This window comes from Kluyvera sp. (assembly GCF_965301105.1).
The window spans coordinates 90,270-109,152 of record NZ_CBDKZX010000006.1; the positions used below are offsets into that span (position 1 = coordinate 90,270).

18 protein-coding genes are annotated in these 18,883 nt (G+C 55.6%); 6 read left to right on the forward strand and 12 right to left on the reverse strand.

Annotated elements, in window-relative coordinates; all coding sequences use genetic code 11:
- Positions 1–3 precede the first annotated feature (3 nt).
- The 3 genes from ACW14G_RS04315 to ACW14G_RS04325 are packed head-to-tail and all read left to right on the forward strand — an operon-like array spanning position 4 to position 3,332.
- Positions 4–1,134, forward strand: coding sequence for an ABC transporter ATP-binding protein (locus ACW14G_RS04315; protein ID WP_249022233.1), 1,131 nt, complete (start codon positions 4–6; stop codon positions 1,132–1,134).
- A complete protein-coding gene (locus tag ACW14G_RS04320; RefSeq protein ID WP_249022234.1) occupies positions 1,131–2,432 on the forward strand; it encodes a glycoside hydrolase family 125 protein in 1,302 nt (433 codons plus the stop codon). Before ACW14G_RS04315 ends, ACW14G_RS04320 begins: the two co-directional genes overlap by 4 nt.
- Positions 2,433–2,435: 3 nt before the next feature.
- Positions 2,436–3,332, forward strand: a complete 897-nt coding sequence (locus ACW14G_RS04325; protein ID WP_249022235.1) for a glycoside hydrolase family 43 protein — start codon at positions 2,436–2,438, stop codon at positions 3,330–3,332.
- Positions 3,333–3,415: 83 nt separating this feature from the next.
- Here the strand turns inward: ACW14G_RS04325 and ACW14G_RS04330 are convergent, their stop codons facing one another.
- The 7 genes from ACW14G_RS04330 to queA all read right to left on the reverse strand — a co-directional run bounded on the left by ACW14G_RS04330 (position 3,416) and on the right by queA (position 9,743).
- Complete coding sequence (locus tag ACW14G_RS04330; protein ID WP_163445896.1) at positions 3,416–3,523, reverse strand: type I toxin-antitoxin system toxin Ldr family protein; 108 nt, start codon at positions 3,521–3,523, stop codon at positions 3,416–3,418.
- 292 nt (positions 3,524–3,815) lie between these two features.
- Positions 3,816–4,163 carry an HNH nuclease YajD gene (gene yajD / locus ACW14G_RS04335; RefSeq protein WP_035895149.1) on the reverse strand — a complete coding sequence of 116 codons (348 nt, stop codon included), beginning with the start codon at positions 4,161–4,163 and terminating at the stop codon, positions 3,816–3,818.
- 114 nt (positions 4,164–4,277) lie between these two features.
- Positions 4,278–5,249 (reverse strand): protein translocase subunit SecF, encoded by a 972-nt coding sequence (gene secF / locus ACW14G_RS04340; protein WP_455648491.1) that lies wholly within the window; start codon positions 5,247–5,249, stop codon positions 4,278–4,280.
- Between the two features lie 10 nt (positions 5,250–5,259).
- Complete coding sequence (gene secD, locus ACW14G_RS04345) at positions 5,260–7,107, reverse strand: protein translocase subunit SecD (RefSeq protein ID WP_074398825.1); 1,848 nt, start codon at positions 7,105–7,107, stop codon at positions 5,260–5,262.
- 27 nt (positions 7,108–7,134) lie between these two features.
- The gene (gene yajC, locus ACW14G_RS04350; protein WP_002890398.1) at positions 7,135–7,467 is read right to left on the reverse strand and encodes a preprotein translocase subunit YajC; all 333 of its coding nucleotides are present in this window, start codon (positions 7,465–7,467) and stop codon (positions 7,135–7,137) included.
- Positions 7,468–7,489: 22 nt separating this feature from the next.
- Complete coding sequence (gene tgt / locus ACW14G_RS04355; RefSeq protein ID WP_012133574.1) at positions 7,490–8,617, reverse strand: tRNA guanosine(34) transglycosylase Tgt; 1,128 nt, start codon at positions 8,615–8,617, stop codon at positions 7,490–7,492.
- 55 nt (positions 8,618–8,672) lie between these two features.
- Positions 8,673–9,743 carry a tRNA preQ1(34) S-adenosylmethionine ribosyltransferase-isomerase QueA gene (gene queA, locus ACW14G_RS04360; protein WP_202216351.1) on the reverse strand — a complete coding sequence of 357 codons (1,071 nt, stop codon included), beginning with the start codon at positions 9,741–9,743 and terminating at the stop codon, positions 8,673–8,675.
- Between the two features lie 91 nt (positions 9,744–9,834).
- On the opposite strand from queA, the gene acpH reads away from it, so the two are divergent.
- A complete protein-coding gene (gene acpH / locus ACW14G_RS04365) occupies positions 9,835–10,416 on the forward strand; it encodes an ACP phosphodiesterase (RefSeq protein WP_064547851.1) in 582 nt (193 codons plus the stop codon).
- Positions 10,417–10,586: 170 nt separating this feature from the next.
- Positions 10,587–11,189 (forward strand): peroxiredoxin, encoded by a 603-nt coding sequence (locus ACW14G_RS04370; RefSeq protein WP_064547849.1) that lies wholly within the window; start codon positions 10,587–10,589, stop codon positions 11,187–11,189.
- A 59-nt stretch (positions 11,190–11,248) separates the two neighbouring features.
- Here the strand turns inward: ACW14G_RS04370 and ACW14G_RS04375 are convergent, their stop codons facing one another.
- From ACW14G_RS04375 to ACW14G_RS04385, 3 genes are read right to left on the reverse strand one after another with little or no spacing between them, the layout of a single operon-like run.
- Positions 11,249–13,117, reverse strand: coding sequence for an amidohydrolase (locus tag ACW14G_RS04375; protein WP_249022238.1), 1,869 nt, complete (start codon positions 13,115–13,117; stop codon positions 11,249–11,251).
- Between the two features lie 19 nt (positions 13,118–13,136).
- Positions 13,137–13,679, reverse strand: a complete 543-nt coding sequence (locus ACW14G_RS04380; protein WP_065357845.1) for an antibiotic biosynthesis monooxygenase — start codon at positions 13,677–13,679, stop codon at positions 13,137–13,139.
- Positions 13,680–13,738: 59 nt separating this feature from the next.
- Entirely contained in the window at positions 13,739–14,380 is a 642-nt protein-coding gene (locus ACW14G_RS04385) for a hydrolase (protein WP_003021513.1), read from the reverse strand.
- 274 nt (positions 14,381–14,654) lie between these two features.
- Here ACW14G_RS04385 and ACW14G_RS04390 point away from each other — a divergent pair, with 274 nt between their 5' ends.
- Positions 14,655–15,557 carry a LysR family transcriptional regulator gene (locus ACW14G_RS04390; protein WP_249022239.1) on the forward strand — a complete coding sequence of 301 codons (903 nt, stop codon included), beginning with the start codon at positions 14,655–14,657 and terminating at the stop codon, positions 15,555–15,557.
- Here the strand turns inward: ACW14G_RS04390 and malZ are convergent.
- Positions 15,551–17,368, reverse strand: a complete 1,818-nt coding sequence (malZ, locus tag ACW14G_RS04395; RefSeq protein WP_249023357.1) for a maltodextrin glucosidase — start codon at positions 17,366–17,368, stop codon at positions 15,551–15,553. The two genes, ACW14G_RS04390 and malZ, sit on opposite strands and share 7 nt — an antisense overlap.
- A gap of 154 nt (positions 17,369–17,522) precedes the next feature.
- Positions 17,523–18,875 (reverse strand): proline-specific permease ProY, encoded by a 1,353-nt coding sequence (gene proY, locus ACW14G_RS04400; protein ID WP_249023358.1) that lies wholly within the window; start codon positions 18,873–18,875, stop codon positions 17,523–17,525.
- Positions 18,876–18,883: the final 8 nt, after the last annotated feature.

Consider the following 18,883-nt stretch of genomic DNA (forward strand, 5'->3'; position numbering starts at 1 on the left):
ACCATGGCAACAATAAGACTGGAGTCCGTCTACAAAGCCTATTCGGCAAAACAAGTAGTCATCAATAACATCAATCTAACCATCCAACAGGGCGAATTCTGCGTCATTGTTGGGCCTTCCGGCTGCGGAAAATCCACGCTATTGAGGATGATCGCCGGGCTGGAAGAGATCTCCGCCGGTGAGTTATACATCGACGATAAACGCATGACCGAAGTGCCTTCTTCTGAACGAGGTATCGCCATGGTATTCCAGAACTATGCGCTCTACCCGCATATGACGGTGGAAGAAAACATGGGCTTCGCGTTAAAAATGGCGAAGATGCCGGAAGACGAGGTGAAACGCCAGGTCGCGGCGGCGGCGAAATCACTGCAACTGGAAGCGCTCCTGACTCGCCGTCCCGCCGCGCTTTCCGGCGGACAACGCCAGCGCGTAGCGATTGGCCGCGCTATTGTCCGCAAGCCCGGCGCCTTCCTGTTTGACGAACCGCTCTCCAACCTTGACGCCGGGCTACGCGCGCAAATGCGTCTCGAAATTGGCCGTCTGCACCGCGATTTTGAAAATGTCGCCACGGTCTACGTCACCCATGACCAGATTGAAGCCATGACCCTGGCGGACAAAATCGTGCTGCTCAACAGCGGTGATAGCGTAAACCGGTACGGTAGCGTCGCACAGATTGGCTCGCCAATGGAGCTCTACGAACAGCCGAGAAACAAGTTTACCGCCAGCTTTATCGGCTCACCGCAGATGAATTTTTTAGCGGCCCAGGTCGTCAAAGTTCGCGCAGACTCGGTGAGTGTCAGGCTGGAAAGCGGAGAAATACTGGCTATTAACGTTGACGGCGGGCAGCTTTCAGTTAGTGAAAACGTCACAGTCGGTATCCGTCCGGAGCATCTGCTGCCGGCAGACGGCAATGAGGAGAATCTCCTGCAACGCCGTATCCAGTTTATCGAGCAGCTCGGCGATGCGACCTGCCTTTATCTGGAGGGCGAACTGACCTGTAAACTCAATGGTTACCATCATCACCCTCGTGGCAGCATGATTCATTTGCAGCTGCCAGCACACCGCTGCCACTTGTTCGATCGCCATGAACAGGCATGTCCACGCCTGCCCTCACAGGGAACAACTCAGCCATGAATATTGAAAATCGGGAGTTTATTCAGCAATGCTGCGAGCAGGTGCGCCAGCAGATGGGCAGCAACACCATTGCAGCAACGCTCAGGCATGCCCTGACGAACACGCTTGATACCACGCTACAGCGCGGCGATCGCGGCGTGTTTGTCATCACTGGCGATATTCCGGCGATGTGGCTGCGGGACTCCGCCTGCCAGATGCGCCCCTACCTGCTTTTCTGTCAGCAACACCCGGAACTGCAGGCAATGATTGCTGGCGTAATCCAGCAACAGATGCACTTTATTACTCTCGATCCTTATGCCAACGCCTTCAATCGCTATCCGGATTCAACGGGCCATCAGAGCGATCTAACCCACATGCAGCCGCAGATCTGGGAACGTAAATACGAGGTAGACTCGCTGTGTTATCCGCTACAGCTTGCATGGCTATTCTGGAAAATCACCGGGATAACGAGCCACTTTACGGACACCTTTACCCGCGCCTGCTCGCTGGTTCTCAATCAATGGGAAATCGAGCAGCACCATCATAGCCGCTCCCCCTACCGCTTTGAGCGCCCACACCCGCCGGCCCCAACGGACACTCTGGGCTATGAAGGAAAAGGCGCGCCGGTCAGCTATACCGGCATGACCTGGTCCGGTTTTCGCCCCAGTGACGATGCTTGCGACTGGGGGTATCTGGTGCCCGCTAATTTTTTCGCCTCGGTCGTGCTGGATTACCTGGCGGAGATTGCACGCGAAGTACTGAACAATCGCCGCCTCGAACGTCGGGCCACCGCGTTGAGATCAGCCATTGAGGAGGGGATAGAAAAACACGCGGTCGTTCATCATCCTGATTACGGTGAAATCTATTGCTATGAAACGGACGGCGCCGGGCATTACCTGTTGATGGACGATGCGAACGTGCCTTCCCTGCTTTCACTGCCGCTGCTGGGCGCGATCGCCAACGAGCATCCGCGCTATCTGAATACCCGAAGGTTTATTCTCAGCGGCGATAACCCCTATTTTCACCGCGGACGTTTCGCGCAGGGTGTTGGCAGCCCACATACGCCTACAGGATTCATCTGGCCGATTGCGCTGGCGGTACAGGGGCTCACCGCCCGCGATCCGGCGGAAAAACTCGCCATGATCCAGATGATGACGGCAACCGACGCGGGGAGCGGATTAATGCATGAATCGTTCGATCCCGACAATCCCGCTCGCTTTACCCGCCCCTGGTTCTCATGGGCCAATGCCATGTTCTGCGAGCTGGTGCTGGACTACTGCGGCCTGTCTATAAGCAAACTGATTTCCAACAAGGAATAGTCTATGCCTGTTATTGTTAAAAATCCTCTGGTTGACGGCTGGTATGCCGACCCGGAAATTCGCTTCTATGAAAATCAGTACTGGATATACGTCACTCGCTCCATCACCGACTATCAGATGCAGCGCAACATTGACGCCTTTTCTTCCCCCGATCTCGTTCACTGGCAAAAGCATGAAGGCATCATCCAGATGGACGATTTTCCGTGGATCTGGCGCGCGGTCTGGGCACCGACGATCGTCGAAAAAGACGGAAAGTATTTCTTAATATTCGCCTCAAACGACATCCAAAGTGATGAAGAGGAAGGAGGGCTTGAAATCGCCGTCGCTGATACTCCGGCAGGCCCGTTCCGCGCGTTACTGGAAAAGCCGTTAGTTGGCCGTTTTATTCATGGCGCACAGCCCATCGACGCCCATCTCTTTACCGATGACGATGGCAAAATTTATCTCTACTACGGCGGCTGGCGGCACTGTAACGTTGCGCAGATGAATTCACAAATGAACGGCTTCATCCCCTTTGATAACGGCGAGATGTTCCGCGAAATCATTATTCCTGGTTACGTTGAAGCCCCCTGTATGATTAAGCGTCGCGGGCGCTACCATTTTATGTGGTCAGAAGGTAACTGGACGGACGGCAGCTATCGAGTCGTCACCGCCGATAGCAATTCTCCCTTTACCTTTAATGGCCCGAAAAGAACTATCCTTGCGGCGCAGGCTCTGGCAGACGGTCCGGGCCACCATAGCTGTATTGCGCTTAACGATAACGATGAATGGCTCATTGCCTACCATCGACGTATTCCTGGAGACAGTGAGGCCGGCCATCGAATGTTATGCCTGGATAAAATGGTTTTTGAAGAGGACCAGATACAGCCAGTGCTGATGACCGAAGCAATGTCTCTTTAAATTCGCAAAAAAGGCCAGAGGTCACCCTCTGGCCCGTTTCGGGCGCATGCTGCCATGCAGCGGTGAGTCGCGCCCACTACGCATTACTTCCTGTTATGCCACCAGCCTAAAAACAGGCTTGTTGCAATACCGACCAGCGTTGGTGCTGCCAGGTCATGCCAGAAAGCCATACTCAACTCCGTGAGCGTCATCGTGCCGCCTTGGTTGCAATGGCAACGGTTCGCGGCTATCCTCAACTTGTCTAGGGTCAAGTTAGCCCCCGTTATGTTGCCGGTGTATACCGAACAATGTGCGGGGGTTTTCTCTTTCCAGCGACAAGGCCACCGGGGATCAAGCCCCCGCAACATTGCGCCTCACCGGGTAAACCCGGCTTGTCGCTAATTCTACGCCTCTCGCTGTTATCCGCATGACTTTAAAACGAAAAAATCCCGACCTTGCGATCGGGATTCTAGTGACGATGTATGCGTTACAAGCGCCCAGCGCTTATTTCTTTTTATTCAGCATCGCTTTCAGGTCAGCAAACGGGTTATAGGTCGCTTCACCGACGTCTTTCTGTGCATCTTCCCCGGCAACCACCGTCGAACCATATTGGTCCGCCTCGGTATATTTTGAGTGCTCGTGATCGTGGCAAAACAGGCACAGCAACTCCCAGTTGCTACCGTCTTCCGGGTTATTGGTATGGTCGTGATCCATATGATGGACCGTCAGTTCACGCAGGTTGGAGTAGACGAACTCACGCGAGCAACGCCCGCAGACCCACGGAAACAGTTTCAGCGCTTTTTCACGGTAGCCGCTTTCCAGCCGCACGTAGTTTTTAGGGATGATAGCCATAATAACCCGGTATGTAGTAATAAAAGTAAGGGAATGTCCCAGTCTAAAGGCGCAATAAAAAAGCCGCAACACCCTACGGCGTTACGGCTTTTATCAGCACCTGATAGCGTCAGCTTACGGCAGAATGGACGGCTGATCCGCCCCTTCCTTCTCAACCTTCTGCTGCAACATGTGCTCGCGCTTCATACCCAGCTTCAGCGCCAGCGCCGATGCCACGTAGATAGACGAAGCGGTACCGATGGAGACACCGATCAGCATCGTCAGCGAGAAGCCTTCCAGTACCGGACCACCGAAGAGGTACAGCATCAGAATAACCACTAACGTCGTACCGGAGGTAATCAACGTACGGTGCAGCGTCTGGGTCAGCGACACGTTAAAGATTTCGTAAGGCGTCCCGCGACGAATTTTGCGGAAGTTTTCACGAATACGGTCCGATACCACGATACTATCGTTGAGCGAGTAACCGATGACCGACATCAACGACGCGACGATCGTCAGGTCAATCTCGATATGGAACAACGACAGAATCCCTAAGGTGATGATCACGTCGTGCGCCAGCGCAATAACCACGCCCGCCGCCAGTCGCCACTCAAAGCGGAAACCAACGTACACCAGGATGGAGATCAGCGCCACCAGCAGCGCCATCGCACCGGTTTGCGCCAAATCGGCCCCCACGCTTGGCCCCACGAATTCGATACGTTTCACAGCGGCGTTCTGGTTGGTGGATTCGTTAATCACACTCAGCACCTTACTACCCAGTACCTGCCCGCCGTCTGCGCCTTCAGTCGGCGGCATACGTACCATAATGTCGTGGCTGCTGCCGAAGTTCTGCAGCAGCGGGTCAACAAAGCCCGCTTTCTCCAGCGCATCGCGCATCACGTCCATATCCGCCGGTTTTTCCAGCGTAATCTCAATGACCGTACCACCGGTGAAATCGAGACCCCAGTTAAACCCGCGCACGCCCATAATCACGATGGCCGCGATCAGCAGAAAACCTGAAATGCCGAAAGCCCAGTAGTCCCAGCGCATAAAGTCCCAGACTTTACGGCCGTGGTTCAATTGTTCAACAGTATATTCCTGTGCCACAACGCACTCCTCAGATTGACAGCTTGTTGATGCGTTTGCCGCCATACAACAGGTTTACGATGGCACGCGTACCGACAATCGCGGTAAACATCGACGTCGCTACACCGATACCGGTAGTAATTGCGAACCCTTTAATGGCCCCGGTACCGACGGCATACAGGATCAGGACTTTAATCAGCGTCGTAATGTTCGCATCAAAGATGGAGCTAAACGCGCCGGCATAGCCTTCGTTGATCGCCTGCTGCACCGAACGCCCGTTGCTCAACTCTTCTTTGATACGTTCGTTGATCAGAACGTTCGCATCGACCGCCACCGCAAGGGTTAACACAATCCCCGCAATCCCCGGCATACTCAACGTCGCGCCCGGAAGCAGCGACATAATGCCGACAATCAGCACCAGGTTTGCAATCAGCGCGCTGGTCGCAATCAGGCCGAACTTCTTATAGAAGAAGATCATGAACAGGATAGACACCACCAGACCGGCCAGACACGCTTCCAGGCCCTGCTTGATGTTCTGCATACCCAAGGTTGGACCAATGGTACGTTCTTCGACGATCTGAATTGGCGCAATCAACGCACCCGCGCGCAGCAGCAGCGACAGCTGACGTGCTTCGTTCGGGTTGCCAATACCGGTAATACGGAAGCTGTTACCCAGACGAGACTGGATATTGGCGATGTTAATCACCTCTTCCTGTTTCACCAGCACCGCACGACCGTTCGCGTCTTTCTTACCGCTGTCTTTGTACTCCACAAACAGGGTCGCCATCGGCTTGCCGATATTGTCCTTGGTGAAGTTAGACATGATGTTGCCACCCGCGCTATCCAGCGAGATGTTCACCTGCGGCTGGTTGTATTCATCCTGGCTGGAAGTGGAGTCGGTGATATGGTCACCGGTCAAAATCACACGTTTGTACAGCACAACCGGCTGACCTTCACGCGTGTTTTTCACCTCAGAGTCCCCAGGAATACGGCCAGAAGCAGCGGCAGCCTGATCGACGTTGGTGTTCACCAGACGGAATTCCAGGGTCGCCGTCGCGCCGAGAATTTCTTTCGCGCGAGCGGTATCCTGGATACCCGGCAGCTCAACCACGATGCGGTCAGCGCCCTGGCGTTGAACCACCGGCTCAGCCACGCCCAGTTGGTTAACACGGTTACGCAGAATGTTGATGTTCTGCTGAACCGCATATTCGCGTGCTTCACTCAGACGTGCGTCGGTCATAACCGCGCGCAGCGCCGTGCTGCCCTGGCTGGTGATAACCATATCGCGGTGACGCGGGGTCAGATAAGCGATAGCCTGATCGCGCGCGTTAGCATCGCGGAACGTGATGCTCAGACCATAGTTATCTTCTTTGCGTACGTTGGAATACGGAATGTTTTTCTCACGCAGATCGCTGCGCAGACTGTCGATATTTTGTTCCTGCAATTTGCCCAACGCGGTGTCCATATCCACTTCCATCAGGAAGTGAACGCCGCCACGCAGGTCAAGACCGAGCTTCATTGGCTCTGCTTTAATCGCAGCCAGCCAGCGCGGTGTTGCCGGAGCAAGGTTAAGCGCCACGACATATTTGTCACCCAGCACGCCCATCAGCGCTTCACGCGCGCGCAACTGGATGTCGGTGGTGTCGAAGCGCGCAAGAATAGCGCCCTCTTCCAGTGCCACAGACTTAGCGGTAATTTTTTCTTCTTGTAACGTTTTCTGGACCTGGATCAGCGTTTGCTCACTGGCGGCGACGCCGCGCACGCCAGTGATTTGAACGGCCGGATCCTCACCATACAGGTTGGGAAGCGCATACAGCAGACCGACGACAATCACGACGATCAGCATGACATACTTCCACAAAGGATAACGGTTTAACACGGCAGTTCCCTTTGGGAAAACGGAATATTACAGCGCCTTCATGGTGCCTTTCGGCAGAACGGCAGCTACGAAGTCACGTTTGATAACCACTTCAGTGGTGTCGTTCAGCGCGATAGCAATGTAGCCAGTTTCCGCTACTTTGGTTACACGACCGACCAGGCCACCGTTGGTCAGGACTTCATCGCCTTTTGCGATGGAGTTCATCAGGTTCTTGTGCTCTTTGGTGCGCTTTTGCTGTGGACGCAGGATCATGAAGTAGAAAATCAGACCAAATACCACCAGCATCAGAATCAGAGACATCGGGCTGCCCTGCGCCGGAGCACCTGTTGCCGCTACCGCATCAGAAATAAAAAAGCTCATTAAATTTCCCTCATTATTAAAATTAATCAACGTTCAAAGGTGGAACGGGTCGCCCCTGACGTTGGTAAAAATCGGTCACGAAGCTCTCTAATTTACCCTCTTCAATAGCCTTGCGTAAACCAGCCATTAAGCGCTGATAGTAGCGAAGATTATGAATGGTATTGAGGCGCGCGCCCAATATTTCGTTGCAACGGTCAAGATGATGCAAGTATGCACGCGAATAATTGCGACAGGTGTAGCAATCACACTCAGCGTCGAGCGGGCTCGTGTCGCTTTTATGCTTAGCATTGCGGATTTTTACCACGCCGTCGGTCACGAACAGATGACCATTACGGGCGTTACGCGTTGGCATAACGCAGTCAAACATGTCGATACCACGACGTACGCCTTCAACCAGATCTTCCGGTTTGCCAACGCCCATCAGGTAGCGCGGTTTGTCAGCAGGGATCTGCGGGCAAACGTGCTCCAGGATGCGGTGCATGTCTTCTTTCGGCTCACCGACCGCCAAACCGCCGACAGCGTAGCCATCAAAGCCTATCTCTACCAGACCTTTAACAGAGATATCGCGTAAATCTTCGTAAACGCTACCCTGAATGATGCCAAACAGCGCATTTTTATTACCGAGGCCATCAAAGCGGTCGCGGCTGCGTTTTGCCCAGCGCAGCGACATCTCCATGGAGCGCTTCGCGTAGTCCCAGTCCGCCGGGTACGGTGTACATTCGTCGAAGATCATCACGATATCGGATCCGAGATCGTACTGAATCTCCATGGATTTTTCCGGATCGAGGAAAATCGGATCGCCATTGATCGGGTTGCGGAAGTGTACGCCCTGCTCGGTGATCTTACGGATATCGCCCAGGCTGAAGACCTGGAAACCGCCGGAATCGGTGAGAATCGGTCCTTTCCACTGCATGAAATCGTGCAGGTCGCCGTGCAGCTTCATGATTTCCTGACCCGGGCGCAGCCACAGGTGGAACGTGTTGCCGAGAATAATCTGCGCGCCGGTGGCTTCAACTTCTTCCGGCGTCATGCCTTTCACGGTGCCGTAGGTACCGACAGGCATAAAAGCTGGCGTTTCCACTACGCCACGATCAAAAACCAGGCGGCCGCGGCGAGCGCGACCGTCTGTGGTGTCCAGTTCAAATTTCATCTTAACTCCTGCGTCAGAAAAACAGTCCGACGTTTTAAATACTCATGTCGCGGATTTATTCCCCGACACGCTCAGAAATAGCCTGCGGATTGTACGTGATAAACATGGCGTCGCCGTAACTAAAAAAGCGATATTTTTGTTCTACAGCAGCCTTATAGGCATTCATGGTGTGCTGATAGCCGGCAAAAGCGGAAACCAGCATAATCAACGTCGATTCCGGCAGGTGGAAGTTGGTGACCAGCGCATCAATCACCTGGTATTGATAGCCCGGGAAAATAAAGATCTGCGTATCGCCAAAGAACGGGGCAATCAGTTCATCTTTTGCCGCCTGCGCCGCGCTTTCCAGCGAGCGTACGGAGGTGGTGCCGACCGCAATCACGCGGTTGCCGCGCGCTTTCGCCGCCAGCACGGCGTCAACCACCTCTTGCGGCACTTCGGCGTATTCGGAGTGCATGATGTGATCTTCAATGCTGTCCACGCGCACCGGCTGGAAAGTACCTGCGCCCACGTGCAGGGTCACAAAGGCCATTTCGATGCCTTTCTCGCGCAGTTTCGCCAGCAGCGGTTCGTCAAAGTGCAGACCCGCCGTCGGTGCCGCAACCGCACCAGGCTTTTCGCTATACACGGTCTGATACAGCTCGCGGTCGGCATCTTCGTCCGGACGATCGATGTACGGCGGCAGCGGCATGTGGCCGATCGCATTCAGAATATCCAGCACGCTACGCTCGTCGTCGAACTCGACTTCAAACAGCGCGTCGTGGCGCGCGACCATCGTCGCTTTAATGCTCTCGTCGTCGCCCAGCAGCAGCTCGGCGCCCGGCTTCGGCGCTTTAGAGGCGCGAATATGTGCCAGAATACGTTTATCATCCAGCATACGCTCGACCAGCACTTCAATCTTGCCGCCGCTGGCTTTACGGCCAAACAGGCGCGCCGGGATCACGCGGGTGTTGTTAAAGACCAGCAGATCGCCAGGGTTGAGCTTGTCGAGCAAATCGGTGAAAGTACCGTGCGTCAGCGCGCCCGTCGGCCCGTCCAGCGACAGCAAGCGACAGCTGCTACGCTCGGCTTGTGGATAGTGGGCAATCAGGGATTCAGGTAGTTCAAAGGAGAAATCGGCAACGCGCATGACTGTGACTCTGGGCTTAATAATGAGGCGGGTAGTCTAGTGCCGGGGCGTCGTCCCTGCAACCCTTACCCCTCTGGATAAACGTTTAACAATGAATTTTCTCGCTCACCTGCATCTCGCACACCTCGCCGACAGCTCGCTGTCGGGCAATCTGCTGGCCGATTTTGTGCGCGGCAACCCGCAGCAGGACTATCCGGCCGCCATTGTTGACGGTATTCATCTGCATCGCCGCATCGACGTGATGACCGACAATCTGCCGCAGGTGAAAGAGGCCCGCGAGTGGTTTCGTCCCGAGACGCGCCGGGTCGCGCCAATCACCCTTGACGTGATGTGGGATCACTTTCTCTCCCGCCACTGGGCGCAAATTTCGCCCGATATCGCCCTGCCCGATTTTGTTCGCTATGCCCATGAGCAGGTCATCACTATTCTGCCCCAGGCTCCGGCGCGCTTTATTACCCTGAACGAGCACCTGTGGTCGGAACGCTGGCTTGAGCGCTATGGCGAGATGGCGTTTATCCAGCGCGTGCTGAACGGCATGGCCAGCCGCCGGCCTAAACTCGATGCGCTACGTGATTCATGGCACGATCTCGATGCCCACTATGCCGCCCTGGAGACCCGCTTCTGGCAGTTTTATCCGCAAATGATGCGCCAGGCGAAAAACAAAGCGCTGTAGGCCTTGCGCTCTGGCCGGGAAGCGCTATTCTTAAAAACTTGGAAAAATAAATTATTGATAGGTAAAACCTAATCAATTAATCGTCAAAGCCTTTTTGTATTAGCCGCTTACCCTCCCTATACTGGCCCGCGTTGCGTTCCATTAACCTTATAAATTCAAAGGAGAACCCCATGGTTCTGGTTACTCGTCAAGCGCCTGACTTCACCGCAGCTGCGGTACTGGGCAACGGTGAAATCGTTGAGAAATTCAATTTCAAACAGCACACCCAGGGTAAAGCCACCGTTCTGTTCTTCTGGCCGATGGACTTCACCTTCGTCTGCCCGTCTGAGCTGATCGCCTTCGACAAACGTTACGAAGAGTTCCAGAAGCGCGGCGTTGAAGTGGTTGGCGTCTCCTTTGACTCCGAATTCGTTCACAACGCATGGCGTAACACCCCGGTCGACAAAGGCGGCATCGGTGCAGTGAAATACGCAATGGTTGCTGACGTTAAGCGCGAAATCCAGAAAGCTTACGGTATCGAACACCCGGACGAAGGCGTTGCGCTGCGCGGATCCTTCCTGATCGACGCTAACGGTGTTGTTCGCCACCAGGTGGTTAACGACCTGCCGCTGGGCCGTAACATCGACGAAATGCTGCGTATGGTTGATGCGCTGCAGTTCCACGAGCAGCACGGCGAAGTGTGCCCGGCGCAGTGGGAAAAAGGGAAAGAAGGCATGAACGCTTCTCCGGACGGCGTGGCTAAATACCTGAGCGAGAACGTCTCCAGCCTGTAATCGGCTCGCGTTCTGCTAAAAAGGCTCGCATTTTGCGAGCCTTTTTTGTTATCGAAAGATTAGAACGAGAAGCAGGAACAGCCCAGCGCGCCCCAGAAGGCGCGGTCATCAGATACCGGCACGCCGGATTTACGCGCCAGATCGTGCTGATGCCCATGAACGCCGCAGCTGCCGCAGCACTGGTGCATCTGCACTACCGCGCCGATATGATCGGAGCCCGGAGGCGCTGAACGGTAGTGCCCCGGCACTTTGACCACCGGTGACCACTCCGGCAGCACCGGAATGGGCGGCGGCGCCAGCGGGGTAAAGTGCCCGGCGGCGTACACCACGCGGCCATCGACAATCGTCATTACTGACTCAATCCCCTTAATCTCCTCTTCCGGTACGCTGAAGTAATCCTTCGACAACGCCACCAGATCTGCCAGTTGCCCGGCGGCTATACGACCTTTTTTGCCCTGCTCGCTGGAGAACCAGGCGCTACCCGCCGTCCACAGCTCCAGCGCCACGTCGCGCGGCAGGCGATTTTCGTCGTCGTACATCGCCAACCCGCCCACGGTTCGCCCGGATACCAGCCAGTACAGCGCCGTCCACGGGTTATAGCTCGCCACACGCGTCGCATCGGTACCGAGACCAACCGGCACCTCCATCTCCAGCATCTTCACCACCGGCGGCGTGTGTTTCACCGCGTCTTTCCCGTAGCGATCGACAAAGTATTCTCCCTGGAAAGCCATCCGGTGCTGCACCGCAATGCCGCCCCCCAGCGCTTTCACTCGTTCGATATTACGTTCGGTAATGGTCTCTGCGTGGTCAAAGAACCAGTGCAGACCGTTAAACGGAATTTCGCGGTTCACTTTTTCAAACACATCGAGCATGCGGCTGATGGATTCATCATAGGTGGCATGCAGGCGGAACGGCCAGCGGTGCTCAACCAGATGACGCACCACGCGTTCCAGCTCTTCTTCCATCCCTGGCGGCAGATCCGGACGCGGCTGCAGGAAGTCTTCAAAATCGGCTGCCGAAAATACCAGCATCTCCCCCGCCCCGTTGGCACGATAAAAATCAGTACCCTGCCCCGGCTTGAGCATATCGGTCCAGCGCTCAAAGTCGTCCAGCTCCTGCTTCGGACGCTGAGTAAACAGGTTGTAGGCGATACGAATAGTCATCTGCTTGTTAGCATGCAGCTGTTCGATAATTTCGTAATCTTCCGGGTAGTTCTGGAAACCGCCGCCCGCGTCGATGGCGCTGGTCAGGCCCAGCCGGTTGAGTTCGCGCATAAACTGGCGGGTAGAGTTCACCTGCTGTTCCAGCGGCAGCTTCGGCCCTTTCGCCAGCGTGGCGTAAAGGATCATGGCGTTTGGTTTGGCGATTAGCATCCCGGTAGGGTTGCCGTTGTTATCGCGAACGATCTCGCCGCCCGCCGGTGCCGGCGTCTCTTTGGTATAGCCGACAGCTTTCAGCGCCGCGCGGTTGAGCAACGCGCGATCGTAGAGGTGCAGCACAAACACCGGCGTATCCGGCGCGGCTTCGTTCAGCTCTTCCAGCGTCGGCATGCGGCGTTCGGCGAACTGGAACTCGCTCCAGCCGCCGACAACGCGCACCCACTGCGGCGACGGCGTACGGTCGGCCTGCTCTTTCAGCATCCGCAGCGCATCCGCCAGCGACGGCACGCCTTCCCAGCGCAGTTCAAGATTGTAGTTCAGACCGCCGCGAATCAAGTGCAGGTGCGAGTCGTTAAGCCCTGGCACCACGGTGTGGCCATGAAGGTCGATAATCTGCGTGCCTTCGCCCGCATAAGACAACATCTGCGCGTCGCTACCGACAGCGAGGATTTTGCCATCGGCGATCGCCACTGCTTCGGCGCGCGGCCGTTGCGGGTCCAGAGTATGAATCTGCCCCTGAGTTAAAATCAGTGTGGCTGTTTGTGACATAACGTTCTCCTTGGCCAGCTCAGGCTTTTTTTAGCCAGCCGGCAAACAGGCGGGTCACGATGGGCATCCAGAACCAGACCACCAGCGCGACCACACAGGCATCGTTGAGAAAATGCAGCAACAAGGTTCCCTTTAACGAGGGCAGCAGCGCGCCGGTAATGGCGGGCACCAGGTTAGTACTGGGGAAAATCACCAGCAGCGTTATCAGAAACTGTTTCCAGCGTTTCGGCTGGCGCACGTGCGCTGCGGGCGGCGTAAACCAGAAGGCGGGTTCGGTACGAATTTCAGTGTGATCGCCTTCGCCGAGCAATGGCGCAATCTCATTAACCAGCTGGCGACGGACGTCAGACTGAGTCCAGGCGTAAAGATGCTCGAGGGTGTCAAAGCGAATAATAATATTCCACGCCGTCTGCCCGTCGACCGGGCGAATCACGTTCGCGCCCAGGTGGCCGGGGTAGCTCGCCGCCACGGGCATAATTTCGCCCAGCCAGGCTTCATATTGTGCGACGTGTTCAGGGCGAATGGCGTGAGTAATCACCAGCGTGACGTGCTTTTGCGTCATGACGATAGGTTCCTTGCGCTGACCAACCGACGGGGAGAGACCCCGTCGGCATCCTCACCTTAGGCTTTACGTTCAGGTGCGCCATGCACCATGGTGTAGGCGTAATCCACGCCCATCCCGTAAGCGCCGCTGTGTTCACGTACCAGATCCATGACCGCGTCGTAGGTCTCTTTGCGCGACCAGTCGCGCTGGTACTCGAGCAGAACCTGCTGCCAGGTTACCGGCACTGCGCCAGCCTGTACCATGCGGTCAATTGAACGCTCATGAGCGTCAACGGAGGTACCGCCAGAAGTGTCGGTCACCACATAGACTTCATAGCCAGCTTCCAGCGCCATCAGGGCCGGGAAGGTCAGGCAAACTTCAGTCCACAGCGCGGAAATGATCAGCTTTTTACGCCCGGTGGCTTCCACCGCTTTAACAAACGCAGCGTCTTCCCAGGAGTTCATGGAGGTTCGTTCGATAGGCTTTACATCAGGGTGTACAGCAAGCAATTCAGGCCAAATGTAGCCACTGAAACTTTTGGTTTCCACGGAAGTATAAATAACCGGAACATTAAATATTTTCCCGGCTTTCGCTAACGCTACGGTATTATTTTTCAGCGTTTGACGATCGATATTTGCCACGCCAAAAGACATTTGCGGCTGATGGTCAATAAAAATAAGAGTAGAGTTTTGAGGGTCAATCAGTTCCCGAATAGACATAACACACCTTCTTAATCAATAAGTTAAAAGGCAACGGTCTTACACTGCCGTCAGCAGCAGGATCCTGAATCAGAAAGCCTGTTGAGTATAGCGGGAAATTTCTAACAAGTTATTAAAGAAAACTTACCATCCTGTGACGGTATTATTTTCTTATTACGATGAATCTCATTCATGAATCAAAAAAATGCGCAGGTTTCATCTAATTTATTCACTAGCATTGTTTTTCCCTATTCGTTACAACTGAGTAGTTTATTTTTCAGGATATTTTTTTCTTATGCGCATTAATCTCGACGTCTTACTGATCCTTGACGCTATCGACAAACACGGTACCTTCGCCGCGGCGGCGGAATCACTGTTTAAAACACCCGCTGCCCTGAGTTATATGATCCAGAAGCTGGAAAGCGATCTGAGTATCGAACTGCTCGATCGCTCCGGGCATCGGGCAAAATTCACCGATACCGGACGTATGGTGCTGGAAAAGGGACGGCTCCTGCTGAATGCGGCAAAAGATCTGGAAAAACAGGCGCTGCAGCTGAGTGCGGGCTGGGAGAAGGAGCTGGCGATTGCGCTGGATGACTCGTTTCCTTTTGCCTCCCTACTGCCGCACATCGAAGCCTTTTATGCGCTGAACAGGCAAACACGCCTCAATTTCACCCACCATACGCTGGCCGGTTCCTGGGAAGAGCTGACGCATAACGGCGCAGATATCATACTCGGCGCCATCAACGAGCCGCCGACATCTGCGGCCTGGTCCTACCATATGCTCGGCACGCTGGACAATGTTTTCGTCGTTTCCCCCAATCACCCGCTTGCCACGGTGCCGGAAGACTTAACCAATGAACAACTGTGCCTGCACCGCGCGGTGATCATCAGCGACAGTGCACGCTATTGCCACCCACTGCAAACCAATCTGATGGACGAGCAGCCGCAAATTCGTGTTGACGATTTTAATAGCAAGGTGATGCTGCTTCGCGCCGGCATCGGCTGTGGTTTTCTCCCCCGACATATCGCCAGCCCGTGGCTTAGCACCGGCGAGCTGGTCGAAAAATCGGTTATCTCTTTCCGTCAGAAGGATGTTGCCTATATGGCATGGCGTAACGGTAGCGATGGCTTAGCTCAGCGCTGGTGGCGGGAAACCCTGCTGGCCAGCGCTGAGATTGCTCGCCTGTATCAATGAGCGGTCCACACCGTGGCGGAAATTGCCGGGAGAGACAGCGTGGCATAAGCCTGTTGCCCTTCCCCTTCCCGGCGCTTCCACTCCCCCACAGCAAGCAGCGGCGATATCGGCAGCGTCACCTCACAGGATTCCCCGCGGTTAATCGCCACCAGCACACGTTCCGCGCCCAATACGCGCAGGAACACCACCACATCGCCTTCGGCGTACAGCACCTGGCATCCACCGTGGCGCAGGGCCGGTGTCGCTTTACGCAACGCGGCTAAGCGCTGATACAGCGCCAGCAGCGTTTGGTCCTGCAGGCTTTCATTCCATGGGAACGGCTTGCGGCAGAAGGGATCGTTATTACCATCCAGACCCACTTCATCACCGTAATAGATACACGGCACGCCGGGCCAGCAGAACAACCACACCACCGCCAGCGGCAGACGCGCCACGTCACGACCGAGCAGCGATTTAAAGCGCGCGGTATCGTGGCTATCAAGCTGGTTAAACATGCGCAACTGCTGCTGATGGGACAGCCCGGCGCGGTAATCCTCCATCCACGCCATGCAGGTTTGCGCATCGATTTTCTGCGGGTCGTATGAAATATCGGTGTTGGCAAGGAACCCCCACAGCGGAAAGGTAAAGCCGCGGTAGTTCATCGCCGAATCTTCCGCATCCTGCTGCAACCACTGCCGCGCATCACCGAAGTGCTCACCGAAGACGAAGGCATCCGGGCGTGCCGCTTTCGCCGACTGCGTTATCGCCGCAACGTGCTTGAGGTTGTTCTTCGCTCCCCCTGCTTCGCCGAGCATATGCACCACATCCAGCCGCCAGCCGTCCATGCTCCACGGCGCTTTCAGCCAGTGACGCACAATGCTGTCCTCGCCGCCGTAGATTTCGTCAATCAACGTTGATGACTGATAGTCGAGCTTCGGGAGGCTGGAATAGCCTAACCAATCCAGCGCCTTGCCTTCGGCAGAGAAACTGTAGCGATCCCGCCACGGAGAGCTCGCATCATGGCACGCGCCGTTGTCGCCGCGGTGATGTCGGTCGAACCAGGCATGTGTGTCGCCGCTGTGGTTGAAGACGCCGTCGAGTATCAGCCGCATGCCTTCACGCTGCGTGTTGTGCCGCAGGCGCAGCAGCGCATCGTTACCGCCAAACTGCGGATCCACTTCGCGGTAATTTTCGGTATCGTACTTGTGCACGCTCGGCGCGGTGAAGACCGGGTTCAGGTACAACGCGGTTACGCCCAAGGCCTTGAGGTACGGTAGCTTCTCGCTGATACCGTCAAGATCGCCGCCGTAGAAGGTCGAGCCGCCGGCTTCGGCGGTCAATGGTTCATCCCAGTCGCGCAGGATAATGTCGTGCCCGGCGGCATGATGATGATAGACCTTGTCCTGCTGCTCGCTGCGCTTCTGGCTACGCGCGAAACGGTCGGGGAAGATCTGGTAGAAAATCTGCTCGCTTACCCACTGCGGGCTGTCGTCCGGGCAATCATAGGCAAAGAGTTCCAGCTTCGCTGGCGGGAAGGCGCTCAAACCTTTTGGCGCGAACCATAATTGGCGGTCACTCCACAACAGCTTAAACGCATAGCGACGGCGCGGCTGGCCCTCGTGCAGCGCGATTTCTGCACGCCACTGCACAACATCAACTACAGGCGATTTACCGCGACGGTGCATGGGCACCGTTGTCTCTTCGTTGTCCACTTCCGCGCGCATCGTCACCCGCTGCGGAAGGTCATCGCCGCGCAGCCACAGCGTGATAATCAGTTTATCCTGCCGCTGCTTAATAAAGGGCGCAACCGGAAGGTGCCAGGCGTTTAACATCATCTATCCCCTATCATCAAAATGAGCACACCTTGCCATACGTCCCTGCCCCTCTAATCCTCTTTCACACTTTTTTGTAGGGAGGAGGACGGGGGCGCAGATTGCACAGACAAAAAACCCGGCGCAAGGCCGGGTTTAACAACGTTCGCGATGATTAGCGACGGCGGCGGGTTTTAAACATCCACCCCACCAGCAGCAGGATAATCCACGCAAAACCAACGTACAGCGAGATGCGCGTATCCGGGTGATAGCCAATCAGGCCGATGATAAAGACCAGGAATACCAGCCCCACAATCGTGGTGGCGACGCCGCCCGGTACCTTAAACTTCAACGCCTTCACTTCATCTGCCGACAGGCGGCGACGGAACGCCACCTGCGACAGCAGGATCATAATCCACACCCACACGGTGGCGAAGGTGGCCAGCGACGCGATCACCAGGAAGACGTTTTCCGGCATGATGTAGTTCAGGTACACCGCAAACAGCAGCGCGATGGTCATCACCATCACCGTCACCCACGGAATACCGCGGCGCGAGGTTTTGGCAAACACCTTCGGCGCGCTGCCCTGCTCGGCCATGCCGTGCAGCATACGGCCTACGCCGAACACGTCGGAGTTAATCGCCGACAGCGACGCCGTCAGCACCACAAAGTTAAGAATACTGGCCGCGAAGGTAATCCCCATATGCTGGAAAGTCAGCACAAACGGGCTGCCGTCGGTACCCACCTGGTTCCACGGGTAGATGGACATAATCACGAACAGCGTACCCACGTAGAACACCAGAATACGCATCGGCACCGAGTTGATGGCGCGCGGAATGGATTTCTCCGGGTCTTTTGCTTCCCCGGCGGTAATACCGATAATCTCGATACCGCCGTAGGCGAACATCACCATCTGCAGTGACATCACCATGCCGAGCCAACCGTTGCTGAAGAAGCCGCCGTTGCTCCACAGGTTATGAATACCCGTAGGCTGCCCACCGTTGCCGATGCCCCAGATAATGATGCCAAAACCGGCCACAATCATGATGATAATAGTGGCGACCTTGAAGAAGGAGAACCAGAACTCCAGCTCGCCAAATACCTTCACGCTCATCAGGTTAATGGCGCAGATAATCAGCACCACGCTGAGCACCCAGATCCAGTGCGGCACCGCCGGGAACCAGACGCCCATATAAATGCCGAACGCGGTGACGTCGGCAATGGCGACAATCAAAATCTCAAAGCAGTAGGTCCAGCCGGTAATATAGCCCGCCAGTGGGCCGAGGTTTTCCTGCGCATAGCGGGAAAACGAGCTGGCCGACGGGTTATGCACCGACATCTCGCCCAGTGCACGCATAATGATATAAGCGGCCACGCCGCCGATAATATAGGCCAGCAGCACGCTTGGCCCGGCCATCTTGATGGCGTCGGCGGAGCCGTAAAACAGCCCCGTACCAATTGCCGATCCGAGGGCCATAAAGCGAATGTGTCGGGTGCTTAACCCGCGCTTCAGCTTGTTGTTTTCCATCGTTTCCA

Coding starts and splice junctions, on each gene's coding strand:
- ACW14G_RS04315 (WP_249022233.1), top strand. CDS start 4: ATGGCAACAATAAGACTGGAGTCCGTCTACAAAGCCTATTCGGCAAAA.
- ACW14G_RS04320 (WP_249022234.1), top strand. CDS start 1,131: ATGAATATTGAAAATCGGGAGTTTATTCAGCAATGCTGCGAGCAGGTG.
- ACW14G_RS04325 (WP_249022235.1), top strand. CDS start 2,436: ATGCCTGTTATTGTTAAAAATCCTCTGGTTGACGGCTGGTATGCCGAC.
- ACW14G_RS04330 (WP_163445896.1), bottom strand. CDS start 3,523: ATGACGCTCACGGAGTTGAGTATGGCTTTCTGGCATGACCTGGCAGCA.
- yajD (WP_035895149.1), bottom strand. CDS start 4,163: ATGGCTATCATCCCTAAAAACTACGTGCGGCTGGAAAGCGGCTACCGT.
- yajC (WP_002890398.1), bottom strand. CDS start 7,467: ATGAGCTTTTTTATTTCTGATGCGGTAGCGGCAACAGGTGCTCCGGCG.
- tgt (WP_012133574.1), bottom strand. CDS start 8,617: ATGAAATTTGAACTGGACACCACAGACGGTCGCGCTCGCCGCGGCCGC.
- queA (WP_202216351.1), bottom strand. CDS start 9,743: ATGCGCGTTGCCGATTTCTCCTTTGAACTACCTGAATCCCTGATTGCC.
- acpH (WP_064547851.1), top strand. CDS start 9,835: ATGAATTTTCTCGCTCACCTGCATCTCGCACACCTCGCCGACAGCTCG.
- ACW14G_RS04370 (WP_064547849.1), top strand. CDS start 10,587: ATGGTTCTGGTTACTCGTCAAGCGCCTGACTTCACCGCAGCTGCGGTA.
- ACW14G_RS04375 (WP_249022238.1), bottom strand. CDS start 13,117: ATGTCACAAACAGCCACACTGATTTTAACTCAGGGGCAGATTCATACT.
- ACW14G_RS04380 (WP_065357845.1), bottom strand. CDS start 13,679: ATGACGCAAAAGCACGTCACGCTGGTGATTACTCACGCCATTCGCCCT.
- ACW14G_RS04385 (WP_003021513.1), bottom strand. CDS start 14,380: ATGTCTATTCGGGAACTGATTGACCCTCAAAACTCTACTCTTATTTTT.
- ACW14G_RS04390 (WP_249022239.1), top strand. CDS start 14,655: ATGCGCATTAATCTCGACGTCTTACTGATCCTTGACGCTATCGACAAA.
- malZ (WP_249023357.1), bottom strand. CDS start 17,368: ATGTTAAACGCCTGGCACCTTCCGGTTGCGCCCTTTATTAAGCAGCGG.
- proY (WP_249023358.1), bottom strand. CDS start 18,875: ATGGAAAACAACAAGCTGAAGCGCGGGTTAAGCACCCGACACATTCGC.